Origin of the sequence: Exiguobacterium sp. s142 (assembly GCF_018618455.1) — a bacterium.
In the GTDB taxonomy this organism is placed as follows: domain Bacteria; phylum Bacillota; class Bacilli; order Exiguobacteriales; family Exiguobacteriaceae; genus Exiguobacterium; species Exiguobacterium aurantiacum_A.
On the sequence record NZ_JACSMB010000010.1, the window covers coordinates 1 to 22,537 of the forward strand.

The 22,537-nt window shown below is 54.1% G+C and carries 19 protein-coding genes; 12 read left to right on the top strand and 7 right to left on the bottom strand.

Going from position 1 to position 22,537, the window contains the following annotated elements; translation table 11 throughout:
• The first annotated feature begins 139 nt into the window (after positions 1-139).
• The 7 genes from KNP77_RS09995 (at position 140) to guaC (ending at position 11,153) form a co-directional block, all read left to right on the top strand.
• The gene (locus tag KNP77_RS09995) at positions 140-790 is read left to right on the top strand and encodes a hypothetical protein (protein WP_131441279.1); all 651 of its coding nucleotides are present in this window, start codon (positions 140-142) and stop codon (positions 788-790) included.
• 102 nt (positions 791-892) lie between these two features.
• Positions 893-2,977: a heparinase II/III family protein gene (locus tag KNP77_RS10000; protein ID WP_214890540.1), complete on the top strand. Its 2,085-nt coding sequence runs from the start codon at positions 893-895 to the stop codon at positions 2,975-2,977.
• A gap of 112 nt (positions 2,978-3,089) precedes the next feature.
• Complete coding sequence (locus KNP77_RS10005) at positions 3,090-5,099, top strand: catalase (RefSeq protein WP_214890543.1); 2,010 nt, start codon at positions 3,090-3,092, stop codon at positions 5,097-5,099.
• A gap of 126 nt (positions 5,100-5,225) precedes the next feature.
• A complete protein-coding gene (locus KNP77_RS10010) occupies positions 5,226-6,482 on the top strand; it encodes an MFS transporter (protein WP_214890547.1) in 1,257 nt (418 codons plus the stop codon).
• Positions 6,483-6,622: 140 nt separating this feature from the next.
• Positions 6,623-7,807: an MFS transporter gene (locus KNP77_RS10015; protein ID WP_070328032.1), complete on the top strand. Its 1,185-nt coding sequence runs from the start codon at positions 6,623-6,625 to the stop codon at positions 7,805-7,807.
• Between the two features lie 93 nt (positions 7,808-7,900).
• Positions 7,901-9,967 carry a PAS domain S-box protein gene (locus KNP77_RS10020; protein ID WP_251139023.1) on the top strand — a complete coding sequence of 689 codons (2,067 nt, stop codon included), beginning with the start codon at positions 7,901-7,903 and terminating at the stop codon, positions 9,965-9,967.
• Positions 9,968-10,169: 202 nt separating this feature from the next.
• A complete protein-coding gene (guaC, locus tag KNP77_RS10025) occupies positions 10,170-11,153 on the top strand; it encodes a GMP reductase (protein ID WP_070328030.1) in 984 nt (327 codons plus the stop codon).
• 28 nt (positions 11,154-11,181) lie between these two features.
• On the opposite strand, the gene KNP77_RS10030 is transcribed toward guaC, so the two are convergent.
• From KNP77_RS10030 to KNP77_RS10040, 3 genes are read right to left on the bottom strand one after another with little or no spacing between them, the layout of a single operon-like run.
• Positions 11,182-11,619 carry a GNAT family N-acetyltransferase gene (locus KNP77_RS10030; RefSeq protein WP_251139024.1) on the bottom strand — a complete coding sequence of 146 codons (438 nt, stop codon included), beginning with the start codon at positions 11,617-11,619 and terminating at the stop codon, positions 11,182-11,184.
• The gene (locus KNP77_RS10035; RefSeq protein ID WP_214890551.1) at positions 11,619-12,479 is read right to left on the bottom strand and encodes an MBL fold metallo-hydrolase; all 861 of its coding nucleotides are present in this window, start codon (positions 12,477-12,479) and stop codon (positions 11,619-11,621) included. The genes KNP77_RS10030 and KNP77_RS10035 overlap by 1 nt, the downstream gene beginning before the upstream one ends.
• Positions 12,480-12,496: 17 nt before the next feature.
• The gene (locus tag KNP77_RS10040) at positions 12,497-15,691 is read right to left on the bottom strand and encodes an EAL domain-containing protein (RefSeq protein ID WP_214890553.1); all 3,195 of its coding nucleotides are present in this window, start codon (positions 15,689-15,691) and stop codon (positions 12,497-12,499) included.
• Between the two features lie 155 nt (positions 15,692-15,846).
• On the opposite strand from KNP77_RS10040, the gene KNP77_RS10045 reads away from it, so the two are divergent.
• Complete coding sequence (locus KNP77_RS10045; RefSeq protein WP_070328026.1) at positions 15,847-16,158, top strand: hypothetical protein; 312 nt, start codon at positions 15,847-15,849, stop codon at positions 16,156-16,158.
• Positions 16,159-16,197: 39 nt separating this feature from the next.
• On the opposite strand, the gene KNP77_RS10050 is transcribed toward KNP77_RS10045, so the two are convergent.
• On the bottom strand, positions 16,198-17,190 hold the full coding sequence (locus tag KNP77_RS10050) for an MsnO8 family LLM class oxidoreductase (RefSeq protein ID WP_131457876.1): 993 nt from the start codon (positions 17,188-17,190) through the stop codon (positions 16,198-16,200).
• A gap of 275 nt (positions 17,191-17,465) precedes the next feature.
• Here KNP77_RS10050 and KNP77_RS10055 point away from each other — a divergent pair, with 275 nt between their 5' ends.
• The 3 genes from KNP77_RS10055 (at position 17,466) to rluF (ending at position 20,335) form a co-directional block, all read left to right on the top strand.
• A complete protein-coding gene (locus tag KNP77_RS10055) occupies positions 17,466-18,842 on the top strand; it encodes a YjiH family protein (RefSeq protein WP_131466085.1) in 1,377 nt (458 codons plus the stop codon).
• A gap of 75 nt (positions 18,843-18,917) precedes the next feature.
• Complete coding sequence (locus KNP77_RS10060) at positions 18,918-19,565, top strand: C39 family peptidase (protein WP_214890555.1); 648 nt, start codon at positions 18,918-18,920, stop codon at positions 19,563-19,565.
• A gap of 59 nt (positions 19,566-19,624) precedes the next feature.
• Positions 19,625-20,335: a 23S rRNA pseudouridine(2604) synthase RluF gene (rluF, locus tag KNP77_RS10065; RefSeq protein WP_131444006.1), complete on the top strand. Its 711-nt coding sequence runs from the start codon at positions 19,625-19,627 to the stop codon at positions 20,333-20,335.
• A gap of 30 nt (positions 20,336-20,365) precedes the next feature.
• On the opposite strand, the gene KNP77_RS10070 is transcribed toward rluF, so the two are convergent.
• Both KNP77_RS10070 and KNP77_RS10075 read right to left on the bottom strand, forming a co-directional pair.
• A complete protein-coding gene (locus KNP77_RS10070; RefSeq protein ID WP_214890557.1) occupies positions 20,366-20,800 on the bottom strand; it encodes a hypothetical protein in 435 nt (144 codons plus the stop codon).
• Positions 20,801-20,820: 20 nt separating this feature from the next.
• Positions 20,821-21,234 carry a hypothetical protein gene (locus KNP77_RS10075; protein ID WP_131441294.1) on the bottom strand — a complete coding sequence of 138 codons (414 nt, stop codon included), beginning with the start codon at positions 21,232-21,234 and terminating at the stop codon, positions 20,821-20,823.
• A 118-nt stretch (positions 21,235-21,352) separates the two neighbouring features.
• Here KNP77_RS10075 and KNP77_RS10080 point away from each other — a divergent pair, with 118 nt between their 5' ends.
• Positions 21,353-21,679: a hypothetical protein gene (locus KNP77_RS10080; RefSeq protein ID WP_131441295.1), complete on the top strand. Its 327-nt coding sequence runs from the start codon at positions 21,353-21,355 to the stop codon at positions 21,677-21,679.
• A gap of 33 nt (positions 21,680-21,712) precedes the next feature.
• Here KNP77_RS10080 and KNP77_RS10085 read toward each other — a convergent pair whose 3' ends face one another.
• Positions 21,713-22,462: an SDR family NAD(P)-dependent oxidoreductase gene (locus tag KNP77_RS10085; RefSeq protein ID WP_214890559.1), complete on the bottom strand. Its 750-nt coding sequence runs from the start codon at positions 22,460-22,462 to the stop codon at positions 21,713-21,715.
• Between the last annotated feature and the right edge of the window lie 75 nt (positions 22,463-22,537).

Sequence of the window (22,537 nt, forward strand, 5' to 3'; positions counted from 1 at the left end):
TGACCCCGGAACAATATCGGGGCCATCTGATCGCCGCATAGAACACGTGGGCTTTTTATTAAACTGTCCATTTTACGGGGCTCAGTTCACCCCTGGCGATCAGGGGATTTTTTCATACATAAGATTGGAAGTGATAACCATGAAATCGAAACGAAAACCGAAGTGGGTATATCGTCTGAGACGAGCACTGCTGCTCGTCCCGGCCATCGCGTTCACCGCTTACGTGTGGCCGAATGACCCGCCGAAACAGAAAGACAAAACCGAGCAGATGTCTCAGCACGAAGCAACTTATACGATTGAAGCGAGCAAACCGATACATGAAGATGACGCGGTCCGCTATGAATACGATGTCGTCGTCCACGGACGTCCTGACGTCGAGACGCTCCAGTCCATCAGCCATGACGTCATGCGTGAGGTGACCGAACGAGACACGTTCCAAGCCGCATTGATCCGTTTTTATGATCACGAGGCGTATATTGGCACGGACTCTCCCCTCGGTCAGGCCGTCTACGCGCCAGGAGGCGACTGGTCGCTCGCCGAGACGGTCGAGGCCGGCGACTACGACGACATGGTGTTCGGTTGGCAACTTCGCGAGAAGGAATGGACCGGCCAACTATCTGAAGGCGAGGTACGTGTCTGGGAAGAGTGGAACAAGATTTACGAGGCGAAACAATCCAACGACCCTGATTTGAAAGCAAAAGTGACCCGGACCATCTCGACGAAATACGATCTCGAGCCTGAAAAAGTGCAGCATATCGTCTTGAAGCAGAGCGTTTGGGCAGCGTTGTGACACCTTTCGTTCACTGAACAAGCAGGACTTCCCTCCCCCAACGGCTAACTGTATGGGGCAGGGATTTTTTGCTGAATCGTGCTCCAGAAAGGACGACACTTTATGAGACGCTCCGTTATCGTCTTGGTTTTATTGCTCCTGATCAACATTAGTATTTCACCCGAAAACGTCGAAGCTGCGACACCAGCCCCATATCAAGTAAGCGTCTCCGCCGGCACCATACTTTATCAATTTTCAGGCAAGACACTCATCCCGAAGACGACGCTAAAAAGCACGAAAATATTTCGAGCCGTCACGACATCGGGTGTCTACTATCGCCTCGTTGACGGAAGAACGACCTGGTACGTAAGGAAGCAAGATGGACGACTGATTTCGACGAACCTATCGTTAACCGCGATTGCGGACTCGGCAAACACACGGCTTATTCACGAATACATGAGGACGCTGACGCGCGGAAACATCCCCTACTATTACGACGAGCTTAAAGACTCGACTGCCATCGCCCGAGCCGACGCCGCCATAAAGGGGAATTGGTATATCCCATCACCACCCTATCAGTTGCGCGTCCCAAATATTGATACATATCGATTCGACAAGTACGTCCCAAACGTCGATTCAAACTCATTCAAGTTTCAAATTCACTATTTCACGACACTTAACCAACTGACGCAAGCTTACTCCGCCACCGGACAAGATGAGTATCTCCGTTACGGGAAGCGAATCATCTCGAGCTGGACGAAGCAATATCCGATTTCAGCCTATATGCGCCACCCATGGCCTTACCATGACCACGGTACCGCGATCCGTACGTTCCATTTGCTCAATTTTTGGAACGTATTCAGGACATCGCGCGTCAATACTGACCCGGTGTTCTCACAACTGTTTGCGAAAACACTTTATGAACACGCGACGCTCTTGGCGAAGACGAGCTTTTATAAACCGAATAACAACCACGGTATCTTTCAAGACATGGCGCTCTCGGCCGTTGCCGAGACGCATCGATCCTTTGACCGCTCTGCGGCTTGGCGAGGGCTCGCCACGACCCGCCTGACGAGACAACTGAACCATAGTTTAAGTGCGGACGGCGTCCATCTCGAACACTCACCCTACTATCAAATCTATCTATATGACACACTCGCCCGCTTCAATGATTGGGCGTCGGCGAACCGCTTTGCGCTGTCGAGTCGAATGCGTGACGTGAAAGACATGCCGGTGGCGCTCACGTATATGCTCAAACCGAACGGCACGTTGCCGATGTTCGGCGACACACCGTCCATCACCCACCGGACGAACGCCATCCCTTACATTGAACGGTATCCCCACCTCCTCCATGCGATGACGGGAGGCAAGGCCGGAGTGCAGCCTACGGTCAAGGCGGGCCGACTGTCCAACCAATACGCATTCTTCAGGCAACATTGGGGAGGACGCTCCGGACCGTTCCAAGACGCCGTCCAAGTGACGATGACGGCTGGTTACCATAGCAACATCCATAAACATGCTGACGACCTGTCCATCGACTTATACGGTTACGGCCGCGATTTCCTAGTCGAGAGCGGACGTTATGCGTACACGAAGCGTCCTGAACGGAACGTCGTGCTCCAAGCCGCTGCTCACAATACGGTTCACGTTGCCGGGCAAAGCTTCCGATTGATCCCGAGCAACTTGCGACGAAGCCAGATCACGTCGGTCGGGACCTCCTCGATTCAGTGGACGGCTTCCGGGACGAGCCAATTGATCGGGAACGGCATGTCGCACACTCGGCGTCTCGCCTATGACCGTGACGGGACGGTGCTCGTCTATGACCGGGTCACGAGTCCGGTGACCGAATCGTTCGTCCAGCGGTTCCATCTCGGTGTCGGATTGCACCGGGTGGCGAGTGGCAGTCGATACGCTTACTTCAAAGACGCGGCTGGCCGCTCGCTCCATCTCCTGCAACTTGAGGTCGGCTCGATTCCAAAACTCGCCGTCGGGTCGAGCCACGTCTCGTACCGCGATTACGATTGGCAACAACGGAATCAAGTCGCGACAACGAAGCGCGGGAAAGGTGTGACGTACTTGACACTCCTTCACATCGGGGAAAAACCGACGAAAATCAGTTCCTACAAGATGGAGACGACCTCCCGCCACTATATCGTCCGATACACCTTATCAGATGGAACGACGAAGACGTTGTCGATGCTGCGCTAACCGACCCCCATTTTAAAATGGGGGTTTCTTCTCGTAGCGTTAGGGAAAAACCGTAAAGTAGGTCAATCACGGCTTACGTCGGGAGAGCATATACTTATGGGGAGGCAACATGATGGGGAATAAAAAAGAAGAACAGTTGAAACAACATACGATCGACAATGAACAAACAGCAGGACTGACGACGAACCAAGGACTGAAGATGGCGGAGGATGAGTTCTCGCTCAAAGCGGGGCTTCGGGGACCGACGCTCATCGAAGATTTCCACTTCCGTGAAAAAATGACGCACTTTGACCATGAACGGATTCCTGAACGAATCGTTCACGCCCGCGGCGTCGGTGCCCACGGAGAATTTCAAGTATACGAGTCACTTGCCGACTATACGAAAGCGGATTTCCTGAACGATTCTGCGAAAGTGACGCCTGTCTTCGTCCGCTTCTCGACGGTTCAAGGTTCGCGTGGGTCCGGGGACACGGTCCGTGACGTCCGTGGATTTGCGACGAAGTTTTATACGGACGAAGGCAACTATGACCTCGTCGGAAACAATATGCCGGTCTTCTTCATCCAAGACGCCATCAAATTCCCGGACCTCGTCCACGCGGTGAAACCTGAACCGCACACGGAAGTGCCGCAAGGCGGGAGTGCCCACGACACGTTCTGGGATTTCGTCGGCCAAAACCATGAGGCGGCTCACCACGTGATGTGGGCGATGAGCGACCGCGGCATCCCGCGCAGCCTGCGCATGATGGAAGGGTTCGGCGTTCACACGTTCCGACTCGTCAACAAGGAAGGGAAAGCCCATTTCGTCAAGTTCCATTGGAAACCGAAGCTCGGTGTCCACTCGCAAGTGTGGGACGAGGCGCAAAAGGCCGTCGGGAAAAACGCCGACTTCCACCGCGTCGACTTGTATGAGGCGATCGATAAAGGCGACTACCCGGAATGGGAACTCGGACTGCAGATGATCCCAGTCGAAGACGAGTTCAAGTTCGACTTCGATATCCTCGATCCGACCAAACTGTGGCCGGAAGAAGAGATCCCGGTCAAACTTGTCGGGAAGATGACGCTCAACCGGAACGTCGATAACTTCTTCGCCGAGACCGAACAGGTCGCATTCCATCCAGGGCACATCGTTCCCGGCATCGACTTCTCGAACGACCCGCTCCTGCAAGGGCGCTTGTTCTCATACACAGATACACAGCTGTCACGTCTCGGCGGACCGAACTTCCATCAGATCCCGATCAACAAACCGGTCTGTCCGTTCCATAACAATCAACGCGACGGCATGCATCAAATGTCGGTCCATAAAGGCCAGACGAGCTACCATAAAAACGCGCTCAACAACAATCAGCCGGCACCTGTGCCGGTCGACCAAGGTGGATTTGAGCATTACCAAGAGAAAGTCGATGGTCACAAAGTCCGTGGCCGCAGCGACAGCTTCCTCGACTTCTACTCACAAGCCAAAATGTTCTACAACAGCATGACCCCGGTCGAACAGAAGCACATTCAAGACGCCTACAGCTTCGAGCTCGGCAAATGCGAGTCGGACATGGTGAAAGAAAATGCCGTCGACTTGTTGAACCGCATCGACCGTCACCTCGCCTCGGTCGTCGCCGACAACTTAGGCGTCGCACTGCCTGCCGAGAACAACGAAGTCGTCTCGGACAAAACATCGCCTGCCCTCAGCATGGCGGACACGATCTCGAAACCGGATACGAAGAGCGTCGCCGTCCTTCTCGCCGGTGATGTCGATGCCGCGCAAGTGAAGGCGTGGGTCCAAGCGCTCGCCGACAAAAAAGTGAACTATAGCCTCGTCGGGAAGAAATCGTACACGCTCGGTGACCTCAAAGTGAAAGAGACGTACGATACGGTCGACTCGAGCCTGTTCGACGCCGCTTTCCTCGTCAGCGCCGCGACTTCGGTCGAAGACGACGTCCTCGAGTTTATCGAGAACACGTATAAACACTTCAAGCCGCTCGCTTTGCACTTACACGATGATTCAGTGCTCGATCAGTGCCGCGTCAAGACGGACCAACCTGGCGTCTACACGTTCAAACAGCACAGTCTCGACGGATTCGACACGTTTATCGACGGGATTGCCAAAGCTCGGTTCTGGGACCGCGCTTGACGATTCACGAGCGGAAGGACTCAACTCGGTATTTTCGAGTCGAGTCCTTTTTTGTCCACCCTTCTTTTCCACGCCTGCAGACGTTATACTAGGTGGGGTATAAGTTGATGGAGGAGGAATCGTGTCATGCGAAATAAGATTGATTCATATGTGACCGACACCGAGCAACAACGCCGTCTGTATAAACGGACGTTGTTCGTCGTCGTGCTGTCTCAAATTTTCGGGGGTGCCGGCCTCGCCGCAGGCATAACCGTCGGGGCGCTCCTCGCCCGCGACCTGCTCGGGACCGATGCGTATGCGGGTGTCCCGACGGCGCTGTTCACGCTCGGCTCTGCCGGCGCCGCGTTTCTGATCGGGATGATATCGCAACGGGTCGGACGCCGGTTCGGACTCGCGACCGGGTTCTTGACGGGATCCCTCGGTGCGTTCGGTGTCATCTTTGCCGCCGCGTTCGAGAGCGTACCGCTCTTGTTCGTGTCGCTCCTTATTTACGGGGCCGGGACGGCGAGTAACCTCCAGGCCCGTTACGCCGGAACGGATTTGGCGAATGCGACCGAACGGGCGACCGCGGTCAGTATCGCCATGGTATCGACGACGTTCGGTGCCGTCGCCGGACCGAACTTGGTCGAACCGATGGGGCGGGTTGCTGACGCCATCGGCATCCCGACGCTTTCTGGTCCGTTTTTACTCGCGGGAGCCGCCTACTTCGTGGCCGGTCTCATCTTGATTGTGTTTTTGAACCCTGACCCGCTCCTCGTAGCCCGAGCCATCGAATCGAAACGGAAGCAATCGGCAGACGCGACGCAACATCAACCCGAAGAAGTCCACTCTCGCCTTGGCGTGTACGTCGGTGCTTTCGTCATGGTGCTCAGCCAAATCGTCATGGTCGCCATCATGACGATGACACCTGTCCACATGCGGCAGCACGGCCATGAACTGAGCGCGGTCGGTCTCGTCATCGGCTTCCATATCGGCGCGATGTATTTACCCTCGCTCGTGACCGGCGTGCTCGTCGACAAAGTCGGCCGTGAAATCATGGCCATCGCTTCCGGGGTGACGTTATTCTTCGCAGGCGTCGTCGCGGCGTTCGCACCGGCCGACTCGCTGTTCTTGTTGATCGTCGGTCTCGTCTTGCTCGGTGTCGGTTGGAACTTTGGGCTCATCAGTGGGACGGCCATCTTGGTCGATGCGACGACACCCGAGACGAGAGCGAAGACGCAAGGATCGGTCGACGTCTGGATCGCCTTGTCCGGCGCCTCGGGCGGCATGCTGTCCGGTATCATCGCCTCCCAGTCGAGCTATTTGACGCTATCACTGCTCGGTGGGATCGTTTCACTCGTTCTCGTACCGATCGTCCTCTGGTACCGCCGCCACTTGATCTAATGAAAAACCGATCCGCTCACGCGAATCGGTTTTTCGTGCACAATGCGTCGTCTCTGACAAGCTCTCATCAATTTGCTATACTCCTTTAGTTATGTTTACTAACTATTTAGGTTCAAACAAATAAGGAGGCATCATCGCCGATGCAATTGACCGCACAAAAATTATGGACGAAAGACTTCCTCATCATCTCGCTCGTCAACTTCTTCTTGACGCTCATCTTTTTCTTGCTCATGGTAACGATCGGTGTCCACGCCGTTGCGACGTACGGCGCGACGACAAGTGAGGCCGGTCTCGTGACCGGGATCTTCATCATCGGTACGCTCGTCGGCCGGCTGTTCATCGGACGCTTGATCGATTCAATCGGACGGCGCAAGACGCTGTTGATCGGGCTGACCTTCTTCACGGCCACGATCCTGCTCTATTTCGTCGACCTCGGCGTCGGCTTCCTACTGTTCACCCGCTTCGTGCACGGTCTCGGCATGGGTTTATCGAGCACAGCGACCGGCACGATCGTCGCACAGATCATTCCCGGAGCGAGGAAAGGTGAAGGTATCGGGTACTACAGCATGAGCTCGACGCTCGCCACCGCCATCGGCCCGTTCGTCGGCTTGCTGATGAGCCAATATACGAGTTTCTCGACCATCTTTATCGCTTGTCTCGTCGTCGGCGTCGTCAGTTTAGTGAGCGCCTTGTTCGTCACCGTTCCCGAGGCCGACAATCCGGAAATCGTTCGCGGATTGTCACTTAAGGCGTTCGTCGAGCCGAAGGCGTTACCGATCGCGCTCATCATCGTGATCGCCGCGCTCAGTTTTTCGAGCGTCTTGTCTTACATCAACTTTTACGCGACTGAACTCGACCTCGTCGAAGCGGCGAGCGTCTTCTTCCTCGTCTATTCGATTTCCGTCCTGTTGTCGCGCCCGATCACGGGACGGCTCATGGACGCGCGTGGCGCCAACGTCGTCATGTATCCGGCCATCTTCATCTTCGCGGTCGGGCTGCTCGTCCTTAGCCAAGCGACGAGCGCTTTGGGCCTTTTACTCGCCGGCGCGTTGATCGGGCTCGGCTTCGGCAATATTCAGTCCGGTACACAGGCCATCGCCGTCAAGGCGGCCTCACCTGGACGGATGGGGATGGCGACGTCGACGTTCTTCATCGCCCTCGACGCCGGGCTCGGCTTCGGTCCCTACTTCATCGGGCTACTCATCCCGCTGACCGGTTTCTCTACCATCTATCTGTTGCTCGCCGGGGTCGTCGCCTTCACGATTTTCTTGTATTACGTGATGAACGGCCGTCAAGAACGGGACCGTCTCAAACAAGCTGCCTGACAGGACTTTCACAGTCCTGTCTTTTTTGGAATGTTCACACATCTTTTTATGAATGTTGTAATATAAGAATGACGTGTCAAAAATTCGACTGAAATGAGGGACATTATGCGCGCCGACCAGACGATCCAACACCATTCTTCCATCCTGCTCCAGACGTTCGACAAAATCTCGGATTTTGTGTTCTTCATGGAAGTGGACGGTTCGACCTATCGCTATGTATTTGTGAACGAGCCGGGGAAGCAGGCCATCGGTTGGACAGACGCTGACGTCGGAAAGTGTGTCGGCGACATGGTTCTGGCCGAGACGGCCGCACTCATCACCCACCATTATGACGAGGCGATTCGCGCACGAAAGAGCATCGTCTATGAAGACTGCCGCCTCGCTGATTCGTTCTACTCAGAAACACTCGAGTACCAAGATGTGATCTTGTTGCCGCTTCATTATTTCGAGTCGGAAGTGACGCCGGTATTTGACGAATCCGGTGCCTGCACCCACGTCATCTCGGTCGTTCGGGAAGTGACGGAGCGGAAACGGCGTGAGCTCGAGCTATCGATTTTACGTGACCAGCATGAGTCGTTGCGCCGCTACTCGCCCCACGGCATTTTCGTGCTCGACCCCGAACTTCGGGTCAAGTCGATCAATCCTGCCGTCACAAACATCACCGGCTATTGCGAGGCCAACTTCATCAACCGTTCGTTCCTCGACTGGCTGCCGGACTCGGAACAACCGCTCGTCCGCGAGGGACTCCAGTTCGCCTTATCCGGAAAGCCCCACAAGTACGGGGTCACGGCGCATGATAAGACGGGTGAAGCGCTCGACCTCGCCGTCTTGAACATCCCGATCGAGATCGGCGGCAACATCACCGGCCTGTTCGCCATCATCATCGATCATACGCCGGAGAAGACCGCCGAACGAGCTTTACAAGAGAGCGAGCGACGCTATCGCCAGCTCATCGAGACGATTCCAGAAGGGATCATCGTCCATAAAGACGGCCTAATTTTATATGCGAACGCCGTGGCGTTAGAGACGATCGGGGAGACGTATATCGAGAGCGAATCCATCTTTACATATATCGCTGCCGAATACCATGAGGTGACGAGGAAACGCCTTTCTGCCTTGCAGCTCGGTGATCCTGTCCAAGACACGGAAATCGTCCTTGTCACGCCGTCCGGTCAGCACTTACACGTAGATATCGGCAGTCTATTGATTGATTATGAAGGGGCGACCGCCGTGATGACCGTCCTGCGTGATGTGACCGAGAAACGAGAGATGGAACGGGCGTTACGCCAAAGTGAGACGCAGTACCGACTGATCACGGAAAACATGAGCGACCTCGTCTGCATCCTCGAGCGCGACGGCCGTGTCCGCTACGCCTCGCCGTCCCACCAGAGCGTCCTCGGCTATGCGCCTGCGGTTTACGAAGGCAAGAATACGCTCGACTTCATCCACCCGGAAGACGTCACGCCGACGAGACAACAGCTCAAAGCGATGACGGCCGGCAGTGAGCCGCTCACGCTCGAGTTTCGTCACCTCCACCACGATGGCAGATGGATTTGGCTCGAGACGAAGATTCAGGCTATCTATGAAGAAGCGACGTTGCTGCACTATTTAACGGTCACCCGTGAGATCATGCAACGTAAAGTACTCGAGAAACAACTGAAACACTTAGCTTACCACGATACGCTGACCGAGCTCCCGAACCGCCGTTACTTCTTGGCTTACTTAGAAGAGGCACTCTCGAGGGTCGAAGAGGACGGCGAGGAGCTGGCCATCCTCTCGCTCGATATCGATCATTTCAAACAGATCAACGACACGTTCGGACATGACGTCGGTGACGAGCTGCTGCGACAGTTCTCACTCCGTCTCACCCAGGCGCTGCGCAAGCAAGACGTGATCGCCCGCTTCGGCGGCGACGAGTTCTCTGTATTGATCCGCTATACCGATTTGTCAGCACCTGACCGGGTCGCAGACAAGCTGATTGCTTCGCTCCAGCACCCGTGGCAGATCGAAGGGCATACGTTCGTCACGACATCGAGTATCGGTGTCGCTCGTTACCAATCAGGCATGACAAAGAAACGATTGCTCAAGCAAGCCGATCTCGCACTTTATGAAGCCAAGTCGAACGGCCGCAACCGATATGTGATGTTTCAAGACCGCTGACTAGCGGTCTTTTTTCACGTGAAACATTAACGTAGTTAGCCTAAACACGAACATTAAGAATATAAATAACGTTATTGTATTGAAAATATACATTTTTTCGATACATCCCTTTGACTTTCATCAAAAAATGCGTTACATTACCGAATGGGCGAAGTATTTCTAGACAACTCAATTAAAATGTTCGTAAATAGGGGTGCAAACGATGGATAAAGTGTTTGATTATGAAGATATTCAATTGATTCCGGCAAAATGTGTCGTCGATAGTCGTTCGGAATGTGACGCGAGCGTCACACTCGGCGGCCTCACGTTCCGCCTTCCGGTCGTTCCGGCGAATATGCAGACGATCATCGATGAGAACGTGGCGCTCTCGCTCGCTGAGAACGGCTATTTCTACATCATGCATCGGTTCAATCCGGAAACGCGGCTACGGTTCATCGAAGACATGCACGGACGTGGCCTGTACGCGTCAATCAGTGTCGGCGTGAAAGAAGACGAGTATCGGTTCGTCGAACAGCTCGCCGAAGCGGGACATACACCAGAATTCATCACAATCGATATCGCACACGGCCATTCGAACGCGGTCATCCGGATGATCCAACACATCAAACAGCATCTTCCGAGCTCGTTCGTCATCGCCGGGAACGTCGGGACACCGGAAGCGGTCCGTGAGCTCGAGCATGCCGGGGCGGACGCGACGAAAGTCGGCATCGGACCGGGCAAAGTGTGCATCACGAAAATCAAGACCGGCTTCGGGACAGGCGGTTGGCAACTCGCCGCGCTCCGCTGGTGTGCCAAGGCGGCGACGAAACCGATCATAGCGGATGGGGGCATCCGCACGCACGGCGACATCGCCAAATCGGTCCGCTTCGGGGCGTCGATGGTCATGATCGGCTCACTGTTCGCCGGTCACGACGAGTCTCCGGGGGAGACGTTCGAGCAGGACGGGAAACTGCTCAAAGAATACTTCGGGTCGGCTTCTGAATTCCAAAAAGGGGAACGGAAAAACGTCGAAGGCAAGAAAGTGTTCGTCGAGCACAAAGGGGCGCTTCAAGACACGTTGACCGAGATGGAGCAAGACCTCCAGTCGGCCATCTCATACTCGGGTGGGAACAATCTCGACGCGTTACGTACCGTCGATTACGTCATGGTGAAAAACTCAATCTTCAACGGGGATAAAGTGTACTGAAAAAGGCGACTCGCGCGAGTCGCCTTTTTCATGCATCGATCAAACGTTTCGTCATCATGTAGTAGTCAGAGCCCGGGGGATAGTCGCGGAGGACGCCGGCCACCTCGTAGCCGAAACGTTCATAAAACGCTTTCGCCTGAAACGAAAATGTCGTCAGCTTTACTTGCGTGGCTCCGAGTGCGCGGGCATGACGCTCACCTTCCTCAAGGAGTCGTGTCCCAATCCGCTCACCGGCATGGTTGGAATCAACCCATAACCGGTCAAGGTCGAACCAGCCCCAGTAGACGCTACCGAACAGTCCGGCTATCACTTGACCGTCACGCTCCACTTTCAACTGAACGACTGGGACGTCGGCATTGCGGATTGCTCGGTGATGCGCTGAATGAACATCGTTGAACGCACGCAACCGACTCGTCAAAAACTGTTGGAACGCCTCGTCGTCTTCACGGATGTGGATGATGTCCATCACGCTTTACCACCTGACCCGTTCACAAAAAACGTGATCAGTTCTTGCTCTTCTTCGTCAACCAGACGACCGGTCAAGCGTTCGTATTGAGCCGTTATCAACTTTTTATTTCCCGGGAAATCGAGACTGATTTGCGCTAGAATCCGTAACGTATCACGGTCTTTCTCATACTCTGCCCGCGTCGCCACTTGACCGTGCGACCAGACGTACGCCTCGGCTTCGAACGTGTCAAGGACGCTCAACAACCGTAGCGTCTCCCCGGCCGTCATCCGCCAAGACGGGGCATACAAGTTCGCATATAAGGCGTCCCCTAAAAACAGCACTTTCTCTTCCGGGATATAGGCGACGACCGCGTCGGCCGTATGATCGCCCCCGACGTGTTTCAACAAGACGTGGACGCCACCGAGGTCGAGCGTCAATGTGTCGTCGAACGTCACGGTCGGTAGGACGACTTGCATCGAGCGGCTGTCCCCGAACTCGAGCCGGATCGCCTCCGCACAAAAAGCGATCTCGATGCCGCTCTCGACGCGTTCATCGAGCGACTCGTCGTCCCAGTTGTATGGCATGAGACGCTCCATCCGCGCTTTCGTCGCCCCGCTTGCGACCGAGACGGTGTCTGGTAACGCCGACAGACCGAAGATGTGGTCCCAGTGCCAGTGTGTCAACGCGACGAGCGACGGACGGCTGATCCCCCGCTCGGCCAAGGCGTCTAAAAATAAGTTCGCGTGGGCCTCGGAATTGCCCGCATCGATCATGAGCGTATGGGTGTCCCCGACGACCGCGCCGATGATCGGCCGGTCCGTCTCACTAACGGGCGTCATATACCAAAAGCGTTCTGAGTAGCGTTTTAACGTCTGCATGAGCCCCCTCCTTTCTTTCACTTGTTTTCTTGATACGAATCATAAATATAGTAGCCGTCCCCGCCACTGTTTTTAGCGATATACATCGCCGCATCCGAGTGATGGATGAGCGTGTCGAGGGAAGACAAACTAGCGTCAGAATATGCGACACCAATACTGGCCGAGAGATGTAGCGCCAATCCGCCCCCGACCGTTATTTCCCGGGAAATCACGGTCGATAGTTGGTCAAAAACGGCTTCTTCAAGCGATTCCGAACCTGTCTCGATGACAATCAAAAACTCATCCCCGGCAAACCGGTACGCTTTCCCTGCATGCATGTGACTGAACGATCCGATCCGTTTCGCCACTTCGACGAGCACTTCATCGCCGACGAGATGACCGTGCGTATCGTTGATTCGCTTGAAATCATCCAAATCGATGAACAGGAGCGCCACCGGCCGTTTCCGATTCATCGTCTGTCTCAAGTCCGTCATGAGCGAGTGACGGTTCGGCAATTTAGTCAGCCCGTCTTTTGTGATGAGCTCGATCACTTCCTGATGTTTACGTTCTCGGCGAATCTCGTTCTCCATCCAACGGGTCACGAGTAAGATCGTGTCCGTCATCTCGTGGATTGCCACCGCATCGGCGACATCGTTTAAACTGCCCTGCTCCGCTAGGAAGACGACCCATCCGAACGTCTTGCCTTCGTTTGATAACGGCAAGCTGATCATCGATGCGAATTCGACCCCTTCGAGGACGAGCTCCGAACGTTTCAATTTTTGATGCCCGACCGTCGCCAGCGCATGAACGTGCTGCAGTCGCTCGTCCGTCCAATCGATCCAGGCATCCCCATCGGCGGACAGGACGCGCTGGCGTGATTCTGTCGAGAAGATGACGGCATGCGAATAACCGATCCACTCCCTGAGCACTTCTTGGATTCGCTTCAGCTTGTCAGCAAACGGGGCTTGGATGGCCGTCACCTCGTACAGCGACTCGAGTGTCTGTTGACGCCGCTCTTGGGCACGTGCCTGTTCGGTCAATTCAATTTCGGCCATCACCCAACGCGCAAAATCTTCAAGCGTCTGCACCGCCTCATGCTCGAACGAGCGGGGCACTCCGTCGGTGACGCAGAGCGTTCCGATGACGTGTCCGCTTCTCGTCATAAGCGGCACACCCGCATAAAAGCCGATCCCTTCGAGCAACGGATTCTCACTCAACGCCTCCGCGGTTTTGACGTCTTCGATCACGAGGGATCCCTGACCGGTCACGACGCGGTCACATAGCGTCCACTTCCGATCGATGTGGGGTGGACTTTCGAAATTAGTACCTTGGCACGATTTGATCCACTGCCGGTCCGTTGTCAGGATCGAGATGAGCGCGATCGGCATCTCGAGCGTCTTCGCGACGAGTCGGCTGATGCGATCGTACCGTTCTTCCCGCGGGGTATCTAAAATTTCGAGCCGAAGGATTGTTTTCAATCGTTCGGCCTCTGTCTCATCGAACCGTGCCGCTAACTTGGACCGGTCCGAGCCGTCTAACCGCAGCGCCTCGTATTGACAGACGATTGTCTCAAGTGCCGGCTCGAGGTTAGAGAGCGAGAGCGGCCGGCTGAAGAAATAGCCTTGCACGTCGTCGCATCCGAGCCGCTGGATTGCACGGTACTGTGCTTCCGTCTCGACACCTTCCGCCGTGACTGCTAAGTTCAGTTTTTTAGCGAGTGCGACAATCAGTTTGACGATCTCATATTCTTTTAATCCGTTGTCTTTATCGAGCTGACTAATGAACGACCGGTCGATCTTGATGCCGTCGATGTCGAACATCTTCAAATAGTTGAGTGACGAATAGCTGACGCCGAAGTCATCAATCAAGATGCGGAATCCCGCCGCCTTCAAGTAGTCGACTGTCTGGATCCCGATGAGCGGTTCCTGCATGAGCGTATGTTCCGTGATCTCGAACTCGAACTGATCAGCTGAGAGGCCATACGTTTTAAGAAGCGGGATCAGGTTGCTTTGGACGTAGTCTTGACGGAACAAGACCGGGGACAAGTTGACCGCGACACGGCGGCCGTTGAACAGCCCGGGTCGTTCGCTCAAGTCGCGGCAGACGCGTTCGAACACGAACTCAGTGATGTCCTCGATCAACAGTGACTGCTCCGCAATTTTGATGAATGTTTCAGGCGAAATGTTTCCGATCACGGTGTTCTTCCAGCGGACGAGCGCCTCGAAATGGACGGCGCCATTCCGACAGTCTACTTTCGGCTGATAGACGACGCCGAGTTCGCCTGCCTTCAATCCTTTATGAAGTTCCATCTCAATCGTCATCTCGTCGATGTAATGCTGCATATAATCGTCTTTCTCATACACTTTAATCATCTGTTTACCGGCTTGCCTTGCTTCTAGCAATGCCGTCGACGCGTTCATGATCACTTGGTCGGCGTCTTCACTGCCAGAACTGATACCGAGACAGCCGGACAGGGTGAACTCGGTCTCGGCAACATGGTACGTGTAATCCGCGATTGTCGCCAGTAAACGTTCCCCGTGCATGTATGCTGTCTCGATCGAGGTATGCGGCAGTACAGCGATGAAATCTTCCCCGTCGACGCGGCCGATAATCGAGCCCTTGGGCAGCAAGTCAGATAAGTGACGGGTCATCTCTTTGATTAAACGTTGCGATCGCTCCACCCCTTGGAGCGACAGGATGATCTTAAAACGGTTGATATGGAAGCGCATGACGCTCGTCGCTTCCTCACGCTCTCGTGTGGCGAACAGTTTTTCAAGCTCGAGCTTCACTTTCATCAAGTTCGGCATGCCCGTCAAATAATCGATGTTCTCGATGCTGCTGAGTAGCTTCATCTCCGCATCTTCCGACAAATCGGTCGTCAAACCGAGAACGTAGCGCACTTCTCCAGTGGCGTCCTCGAGCGGCATGAGCATGGATGAGGCGAAGCGTGCGGTGTTAGTTTCTATATTCATCTTTGACATGAAATAGACCGGCTCACGAGACGAAACGACCACATCATAGTGCAAAATCAACTCGTTCGCGACGTCCGGCGCATACATCTCGTGCAAATAGCGACCGCTCACATCGTCCGGAAGCGACGACGCGCGCTTCCCTTGCTCACTGACACGGACGTAACGATACCCTTTCGGCGTCACTTCCATCAAAAAGACCATTCGATACAAGCGAACGAATACATCAAACAAATAATGTGGATCGGCCTTCATCTGTTGCATACTTTACCTCCATACAATCTCCATTTCTTTTAGTTTAGAACTTTTACGCTGACTTGTTCATAAAACCGTTCAAAAAAAGGAAAAGTATTTTTGGAAATAGCTAAAAAAATCGGGTATAGGTAAATGAGTTTAGATGAAAAGTGAGGTGAACCGTCATGCTCAGTCGGAACGTCTATCCACAGACGCGACCAGGGAAATGGTCCGTTGTCCTGTTGCTCGCCGTCTTTCTGCTCTTAGTCGTCTCTGCTCTCATCGTCCAGTCGGGTCAACCGTTCAACTTCGACACCTTGTTCGATAACACATGGGGTGTCGTCTTCTCGATGTCAGCCATCGCCGCTGCCCTCGGTGCGTTCGTCGTCGGTCTATACACCATCCTCCGCAACCACGAACGCTCGGTCGCCGTCTTCTTTACTGTCTCTCTCGGCGGACTCGTCGCCTTGTTCGTGCTTATGCAACTGTTCCGCTAATCTAAAACGCTCCTTCCCGATATGAGAAGGAGCGTTTCGTTAGAGGAGTTCTTTCGCGAGCAGACGGTAGACGTTCAACCGCTGTGCTTGTGTATGTTGGATACTGCAAATCATCGCCTCGTCAAAGCCATACTGCACGGACTCGTCCTGCAATTGCGCCGCAATCTGTTTTGGCGTCCCGACGAGATGGATGGCCCGGTTGTTGGCGATGTGAATCTTGTCGACTTCGGTGAGCGGGTAATCGTTGGCCGCTTCCGGGCTGAGCAATTGACGCAGCTGCCCTCTCATCAGGAATAGGCGTGACAAGTCGGACGGACGCGCCAAATATTCCGCCTCTTCCTCCGTTTCGGCCGTCGTCACGAGATACGTGACATTGATTTCAGGCTTCTCCATGAACGCTGACGGTGTGAAGTGATGCCGGTACGTGTCGAGCGTGTCTTTGCTCAGTTCCCCGTTAAAAAATTGGGCGAACGAGTAGCCGACGCCCATGCGGCCGGCTTGGACGGCGCTGTTTCCGCTTGACCCGAGCAGCCAAGCCTCAGGGAGCGTCACCCCGGTCGGTGCGGCCGGCGTCGTTTTGTACCACCGTTCTTCCGGCGTCTCATCGTTGATCAGCTGGAGTGTCGTCTGTAATTTCTCATACAGTCCGTCCATCATCGGCTTCTGTCCTTGCGACATCGCGTAGATGGCGTTGGCGTCGCCACCCGGGGCCCGGCCGACCCCAAAGTCGATTCGACCTGGTGCGAGTGCGCTCAGCGTCTTGAACACTTCGGCCATCTTGAGCGGCGAATAGTGCATCATCATGATGCCGCCCGACCCAAGACGAATTCGTTCCGTCTTCGCAGCGATATAGGCCGCGATGACTTCCGGGGCCGAACTCGCGAACGACATTCCACCGTGGTGTTCAGCCATCCACATCCGGTAATACCCTAGCTCTTCTGCCACTTGGGCGAGTTCGACGGCGCTCTGTAATGCATGTTCTGACGTATGGCCGGACGTCACCGGCGCTTGATCGAGGACGCTTAATCTCATCGTTATCATCCACTCCTTATAGTATATATGTTGAACATCTCGATTTTGTAAGACTCGCCGTCATCATACTAAAGTCGACTTGACAATACGAATAGTCCGCTCATCGTGACGCTGTCTTTTTTCAGAAAATTACAACGGATTGTTGCTAGGCACGTAACCCCTTCTTTATAATGAACGAGAAGATGCGATTCCTTCATAGCAAATCACGAAACGCATGATGGGGACATGCGGGTGATATGCGCCAACTACTATTTCGGGGAAATGGGGTAACTAACATGAATCAGACACCAAACAAGCCTGGCCAAGACGGGACATCGTTCACGACCAACGACTTTTTGAAATTTTTGATTCCTTCTTTAATCGGTCTCATGTTTTTCATCGTGCCGATCCCGACCGATGACGGATTCACCATCCCGGTCGCTCTCTTGTCAAACCAGTTGATCGGTTTGATCGGTGATGTCGTTCCGACACTCGCCGTCATCATGATGGGCATTTCCGTGCTCGGTTCGCTTTGGACGTACATGGCCAAACCGGCGTTCGTCCTTGAGCGGCCACACTTCAATTCACTGTTCAACGTCACGCCGTTCTGGTTCGGGATGCGGGTCGTCGGTCTGATTGCCGGGGTGATGACGCTGCTCGTGATCGGGCCGGAGATGATCACCTCCGAGTTCACGGGTGGCCTGTTGCTGTATGATTTGATCCCGATTTTGTTCGCGACGTTCTTATTTGCCGGCATGTTGCTGCCGCTCCTATTGAACTTCGGCCTGCTCGAGTTCGTCGGGACGATGCTCATCAAAGTGATGCGCCCGCTCTTCAAACTGCCGGGCCGGGCCTCGCTCGACTCGCTCGCATCTTGGGTCGGTGACGCGACGATCGGGATTCTGTTGACGACGAAACAATATGAGAACGGCTACTACACGAAACGGGAGGCCGCCGTCATCGCCACGACGTTCTCGGTCGTCTCGATCACGTTCACAATCGTCATCTTGTCGTATATGGAGCTCGATGCTTACTTCTTACAATATTACGGCGCCATCGTCGTGTCAGGTATCGTCGCAGCACTCATCATGCCACGAATTTATCCGTTGTCGAAAAAAGCCGACACCCCATATGAAGAGACCGAGTTGAAACCGGAAGAGCCGGTACCGGCCAACGTCTCGATGCCGAAATGGGCACTCCGTCAAGCGTTGCTCAAGTCACGCTCAAGCAAGAGCTTCGTCGCCACGTTGAAAGACGGTTTCCAAAACGTGCTCGACATGTGGCTCGGTATTTTGCCGATCGTCATGGCCGTCGGGACGATCGCGCTCATCACTGCTGAGTACACGCCGCTATTTACGATTCTCGGCAAACCGTTCGAACCGATTCTGATGCTGTTGCAAGTGCCGGAGGCGGAAGCCGCCGCTCAGACGATGGTCGTCGGTTTCGCCGACATGTTCTTGCCAGCCGTGCTCGGCAGCGGTATCGAGAGCGAGATGACACGGTTCATCATCGCCACTGTATCGGTCACGCAGCTCATCTTCATGTCGGAAGTCGGGGGACTGCTCCTCGGGTCGAAACTTCCGATTTCATTCTTCGACCTCGTCCTCATCTTCTTGCTCCGGACGTTCATCACGCTCCCGATCGTCGTCGGGATCGCCCACTTGGTATTTTGACGACAGAACGCCTCTTCTCATATTTCCCTGAGAAGAGGCGTTGTTTGTATAATAGAGAAAAGGGAGGGGTGCGCCATGGAACATCATTACGCCGGACAGCTCGAGATTGCGAAAAAAAGCTATGCCGGCATCATCGACCCGGAAGCGTATGTGAACGACCGCTATCATGGACATTGGACGGTGAAATCTAAGCAACGGGTCGACGGGGTCCCGGCGTTGCTTCAAAAAGCGTTCAACGGTGGGAAGAATAATTGTACCCTCACATCGATGACGGCCATTTTCCGTTATTACCATGACCACGGCTATCCCAACATCCCTGACGACGTGTTTCAACTCCAACAAGACGCGCGCGAGATCGCCCTCGCCCATCAGTTCAAAGACGAGAAAGGGACACCGCCGACACGAATCAGTGCGATCATCACAAAACTCTGGTCCCGTTATGGCTATGCTGGGCACGGGAGTTCCCGCTATTTATGGAAGTGGTCGACGTTCGAACGGGAACTGGCCGCCGGTCGACCGTTCATTTTGAACATGGCGAACGGATTTTATAAAAATCATTCCGTTACGGGAATCGGCTATATGATCTTTAAAAAGCCCGGCTTCCCGGACGTCGTCTTGCTCGAGGTGCTCGACAATCACTCACAGAATATCCGTTATATCGACTTCAACGAGTTCAACTTTTGGGGCAGCATCACCCGCGTCCTTCCTCCTAGCGGACAGTAATTGTGATCCCCCCTCTAAATGCGGTATAGTGAAGTATCATTTCATAAGGACGTGTAACCATGCGTATTAACAAATTTATTAGTGAATCCGGCAAGGCGTCCCGCCGCCAAGCCGATCGTCTCGTCGAAGAAGGACGGGTCACGATCAACGGGAAGAAAGCGAAAATCGGGGACCAAGTAAACCCAGGTGACGAAGTACTCGTCAACGGTTCGGCCGCCCGCGTCGCCCGCAACAACGTCTACATCGCTGTTCACAAACCGGTCGGCGTCACGAGCACGACGGAGAAGAAAGTCAAAGGCAACCTCGTCGACCTCGTCAACCACCCGCTCCGCATCTTCAACATCGGCCGGCTCGATAAAGACTCAGAAGGGCTCATCTTGATGACGAACGATGGCGACATCGTCAACGAAATTCTTCGCGCCGAGGGCGAGCACGAGAAGGAATACATCGTCTCGGTCGACAAGCCGATCACACCAGAGTTCGTCGAACAGATGGAAGCGGGCGTCAAAATCCTCGGCCAGAAGACGTTACCGTGTAAAGTTCATCCGCTGTCGAAGTTCGACTTCAACATCACGCTCACGCAAGGACTCAACCGCCAGATCCGCCGTATGTGTGAAGTCCTCGGTTACGAGGTATACCGCCTTCAACGCGTGCGCGTCATGAACATCACGCTTGGCAAGCTCCCGCCCGGACAATGGCGCGACCTATCGAAAAAAGAGCGCGAGCAGTTGTTCCGCGAATTGAATTACGAACCGAAAGAATGGTACTGAAACAAGCCCAGACGCTTTTGTCTGGGCTTGTTAGCGTTCATAGAGCGATGAGACATGGTCGGTCTCACGACGGATAAAATGTTTCAGTTGGGCGCTCAAGTCATCGAGTTGCCCCATCGTCGTCCTGAACTTGAAGGCCGCATGGAAATGGTCAAACGGGTCATGGTCCCATTTGTCGTCAATCCAGACGTCGACTTGGATCGTTCCCGTCCGATCAATCAACGTGAACGTAAGGCTGATTTTTTGATCATCCGCATCCGAGTCGAACAACCGCCAAATCAATGGCTCTTTCCCCCAGGCGTTGTTGAATTGAGCCACCAAGTCGATCAGTTCTTGCAGTATCTCATCTTGCATATATACGTTTTGATTGCTCGAACAGACGGGTGAGCGGAGCTGAAGTTTTACCTGGTAGAACAACTCCGTCTCATCTATCCAAATTCGTTCCATCTCGAATTGAGTTTTCATCCCATACACCTGCTATCGCTTTATTCTGGTCGAAGTGATTCGACCAAATCCCTCTCTCGTGCTAAAAACGCCGATAATTGGTGACGCAGATCATCGAGTTGTCCCATTGTCGTCTCGAACGAAAAAGCAGCGTTCATGTCTCCGCCATCGCCTTTCATTTGCTCGACTACGGATTTGACTTGAACGGTCCCTCTCGCATTCGCCAGTTCGAACGTCATCGCGGTGTGGACGAGCGGGATATCGAGTGTCCACGTCTTGGGCGACTTTCCATTGCATGTATTAAACGCTTGTAACGCGGAAACGAGCGCCTCGATATCGGCTACTGTGACGTATTCGTTCACCGTGACCTCGCACCACTTTGCTTTTAACGTCAATACTACATCTATCTCGAGCGCATCTTCCCATATCCGTTTCAATTCCAACTGATGCATCATACCTTCACCTCTTTTTTCTGACTATACCATGACAATTCATTGCATCCACTAATCGTTTCAGTCAAAAACGGGAATAGTTCTATACAGATGATGTTGCAACGAAAAGAGGTGATTCGTCGTGAATGGCGCCTTGTTCCCCCGCACCTCGGTCGGCAAGTGGTCGATTATTTTAATCGGGCTATTCCTTGCCATGTACGTGCCGTTCTTGTTGCTCGACAGCTTTGATACGACGTTTACGTCAACACTTTGGAGCGACAACGCCGCACACATGCTTCGACTTAGCTATATGACCACGTTCTTCGCACTCGGACTCGGAGCGTTCGTGACCGGCTGGTGGGCCATCTTGAAACAAAAAGAGTACGCCGTCCTCGTCTTCTTCGCCGCCGTCCTCGGTTCAGGATTGTTCGTCCTGCTCGTCATGGAACTCGTTGGGATTTTGGAGTAGCGAAAAAGTAGGGCCTCAAATGAGACCCTACTTTTATTTAGCCGTGACGCCCCCATCGACCGGGAGTTCGATGCCGGTGATATGGTTCGCCTCGTCTGACGCGAGGAACAAGACGGCTGCCGCCACCTCATGTGCCGTCCCTAAATTCGGCAAGGCGACTTGATTCAAGAAATGCTGTTTATAGTCCGGATGCTCCATGTGCGGCGCGCTCATCGGCGTGACGATATAGCCCGGGTGGACCGAGTTGACGCGAATGTTTTGTTTGCCGTAATCGACGGCTGCTGCTTTCGTGAGCGAGCGGACCGCACCTTTCGATGCCGTATACGCTCCTGCTCCGGCCATTCCAGTTAGCGCTGAGATGGACGAGATGTTGACAATCGAACCGCCGTAATTCTTCTCCATGAGCGGGATCGCGTATTGCGTTCCGAGCATGACGCCATCGATGTTGATGCGATACGTCCGCGCCCAGTCGTCTTCTGTCTGCTGTAAAAATGGTTTAGCGAGCGCGATGCCAGCGTTGTTGACGAGAATGTCGAGCTTGCCGCACGTTGCTTGGACTTCTGCGTAAACCTTCTCCCAATCTGTACGTGATGTCACATCGTGTTGAATCGACAGCGCCTCCCCGTCCTGCGCTCGAATCGCCTCGACAACGCTCGTTACTGCTTCAAGATTGATGTCGGTCGCGACGACCGTCGCCCCTTCTTTTGCGAACAATTTCGCCGTCGCTTCTCCCATACCACTGCCTGCACCTGTGATGACCGCAACTTTCCCCTTTAACCGCATTAAATTCTCTCCATTCTTAAAATATGATAGTCTAACTATCATAATAATAGACGAGGCACATTTGATTCTCAACGA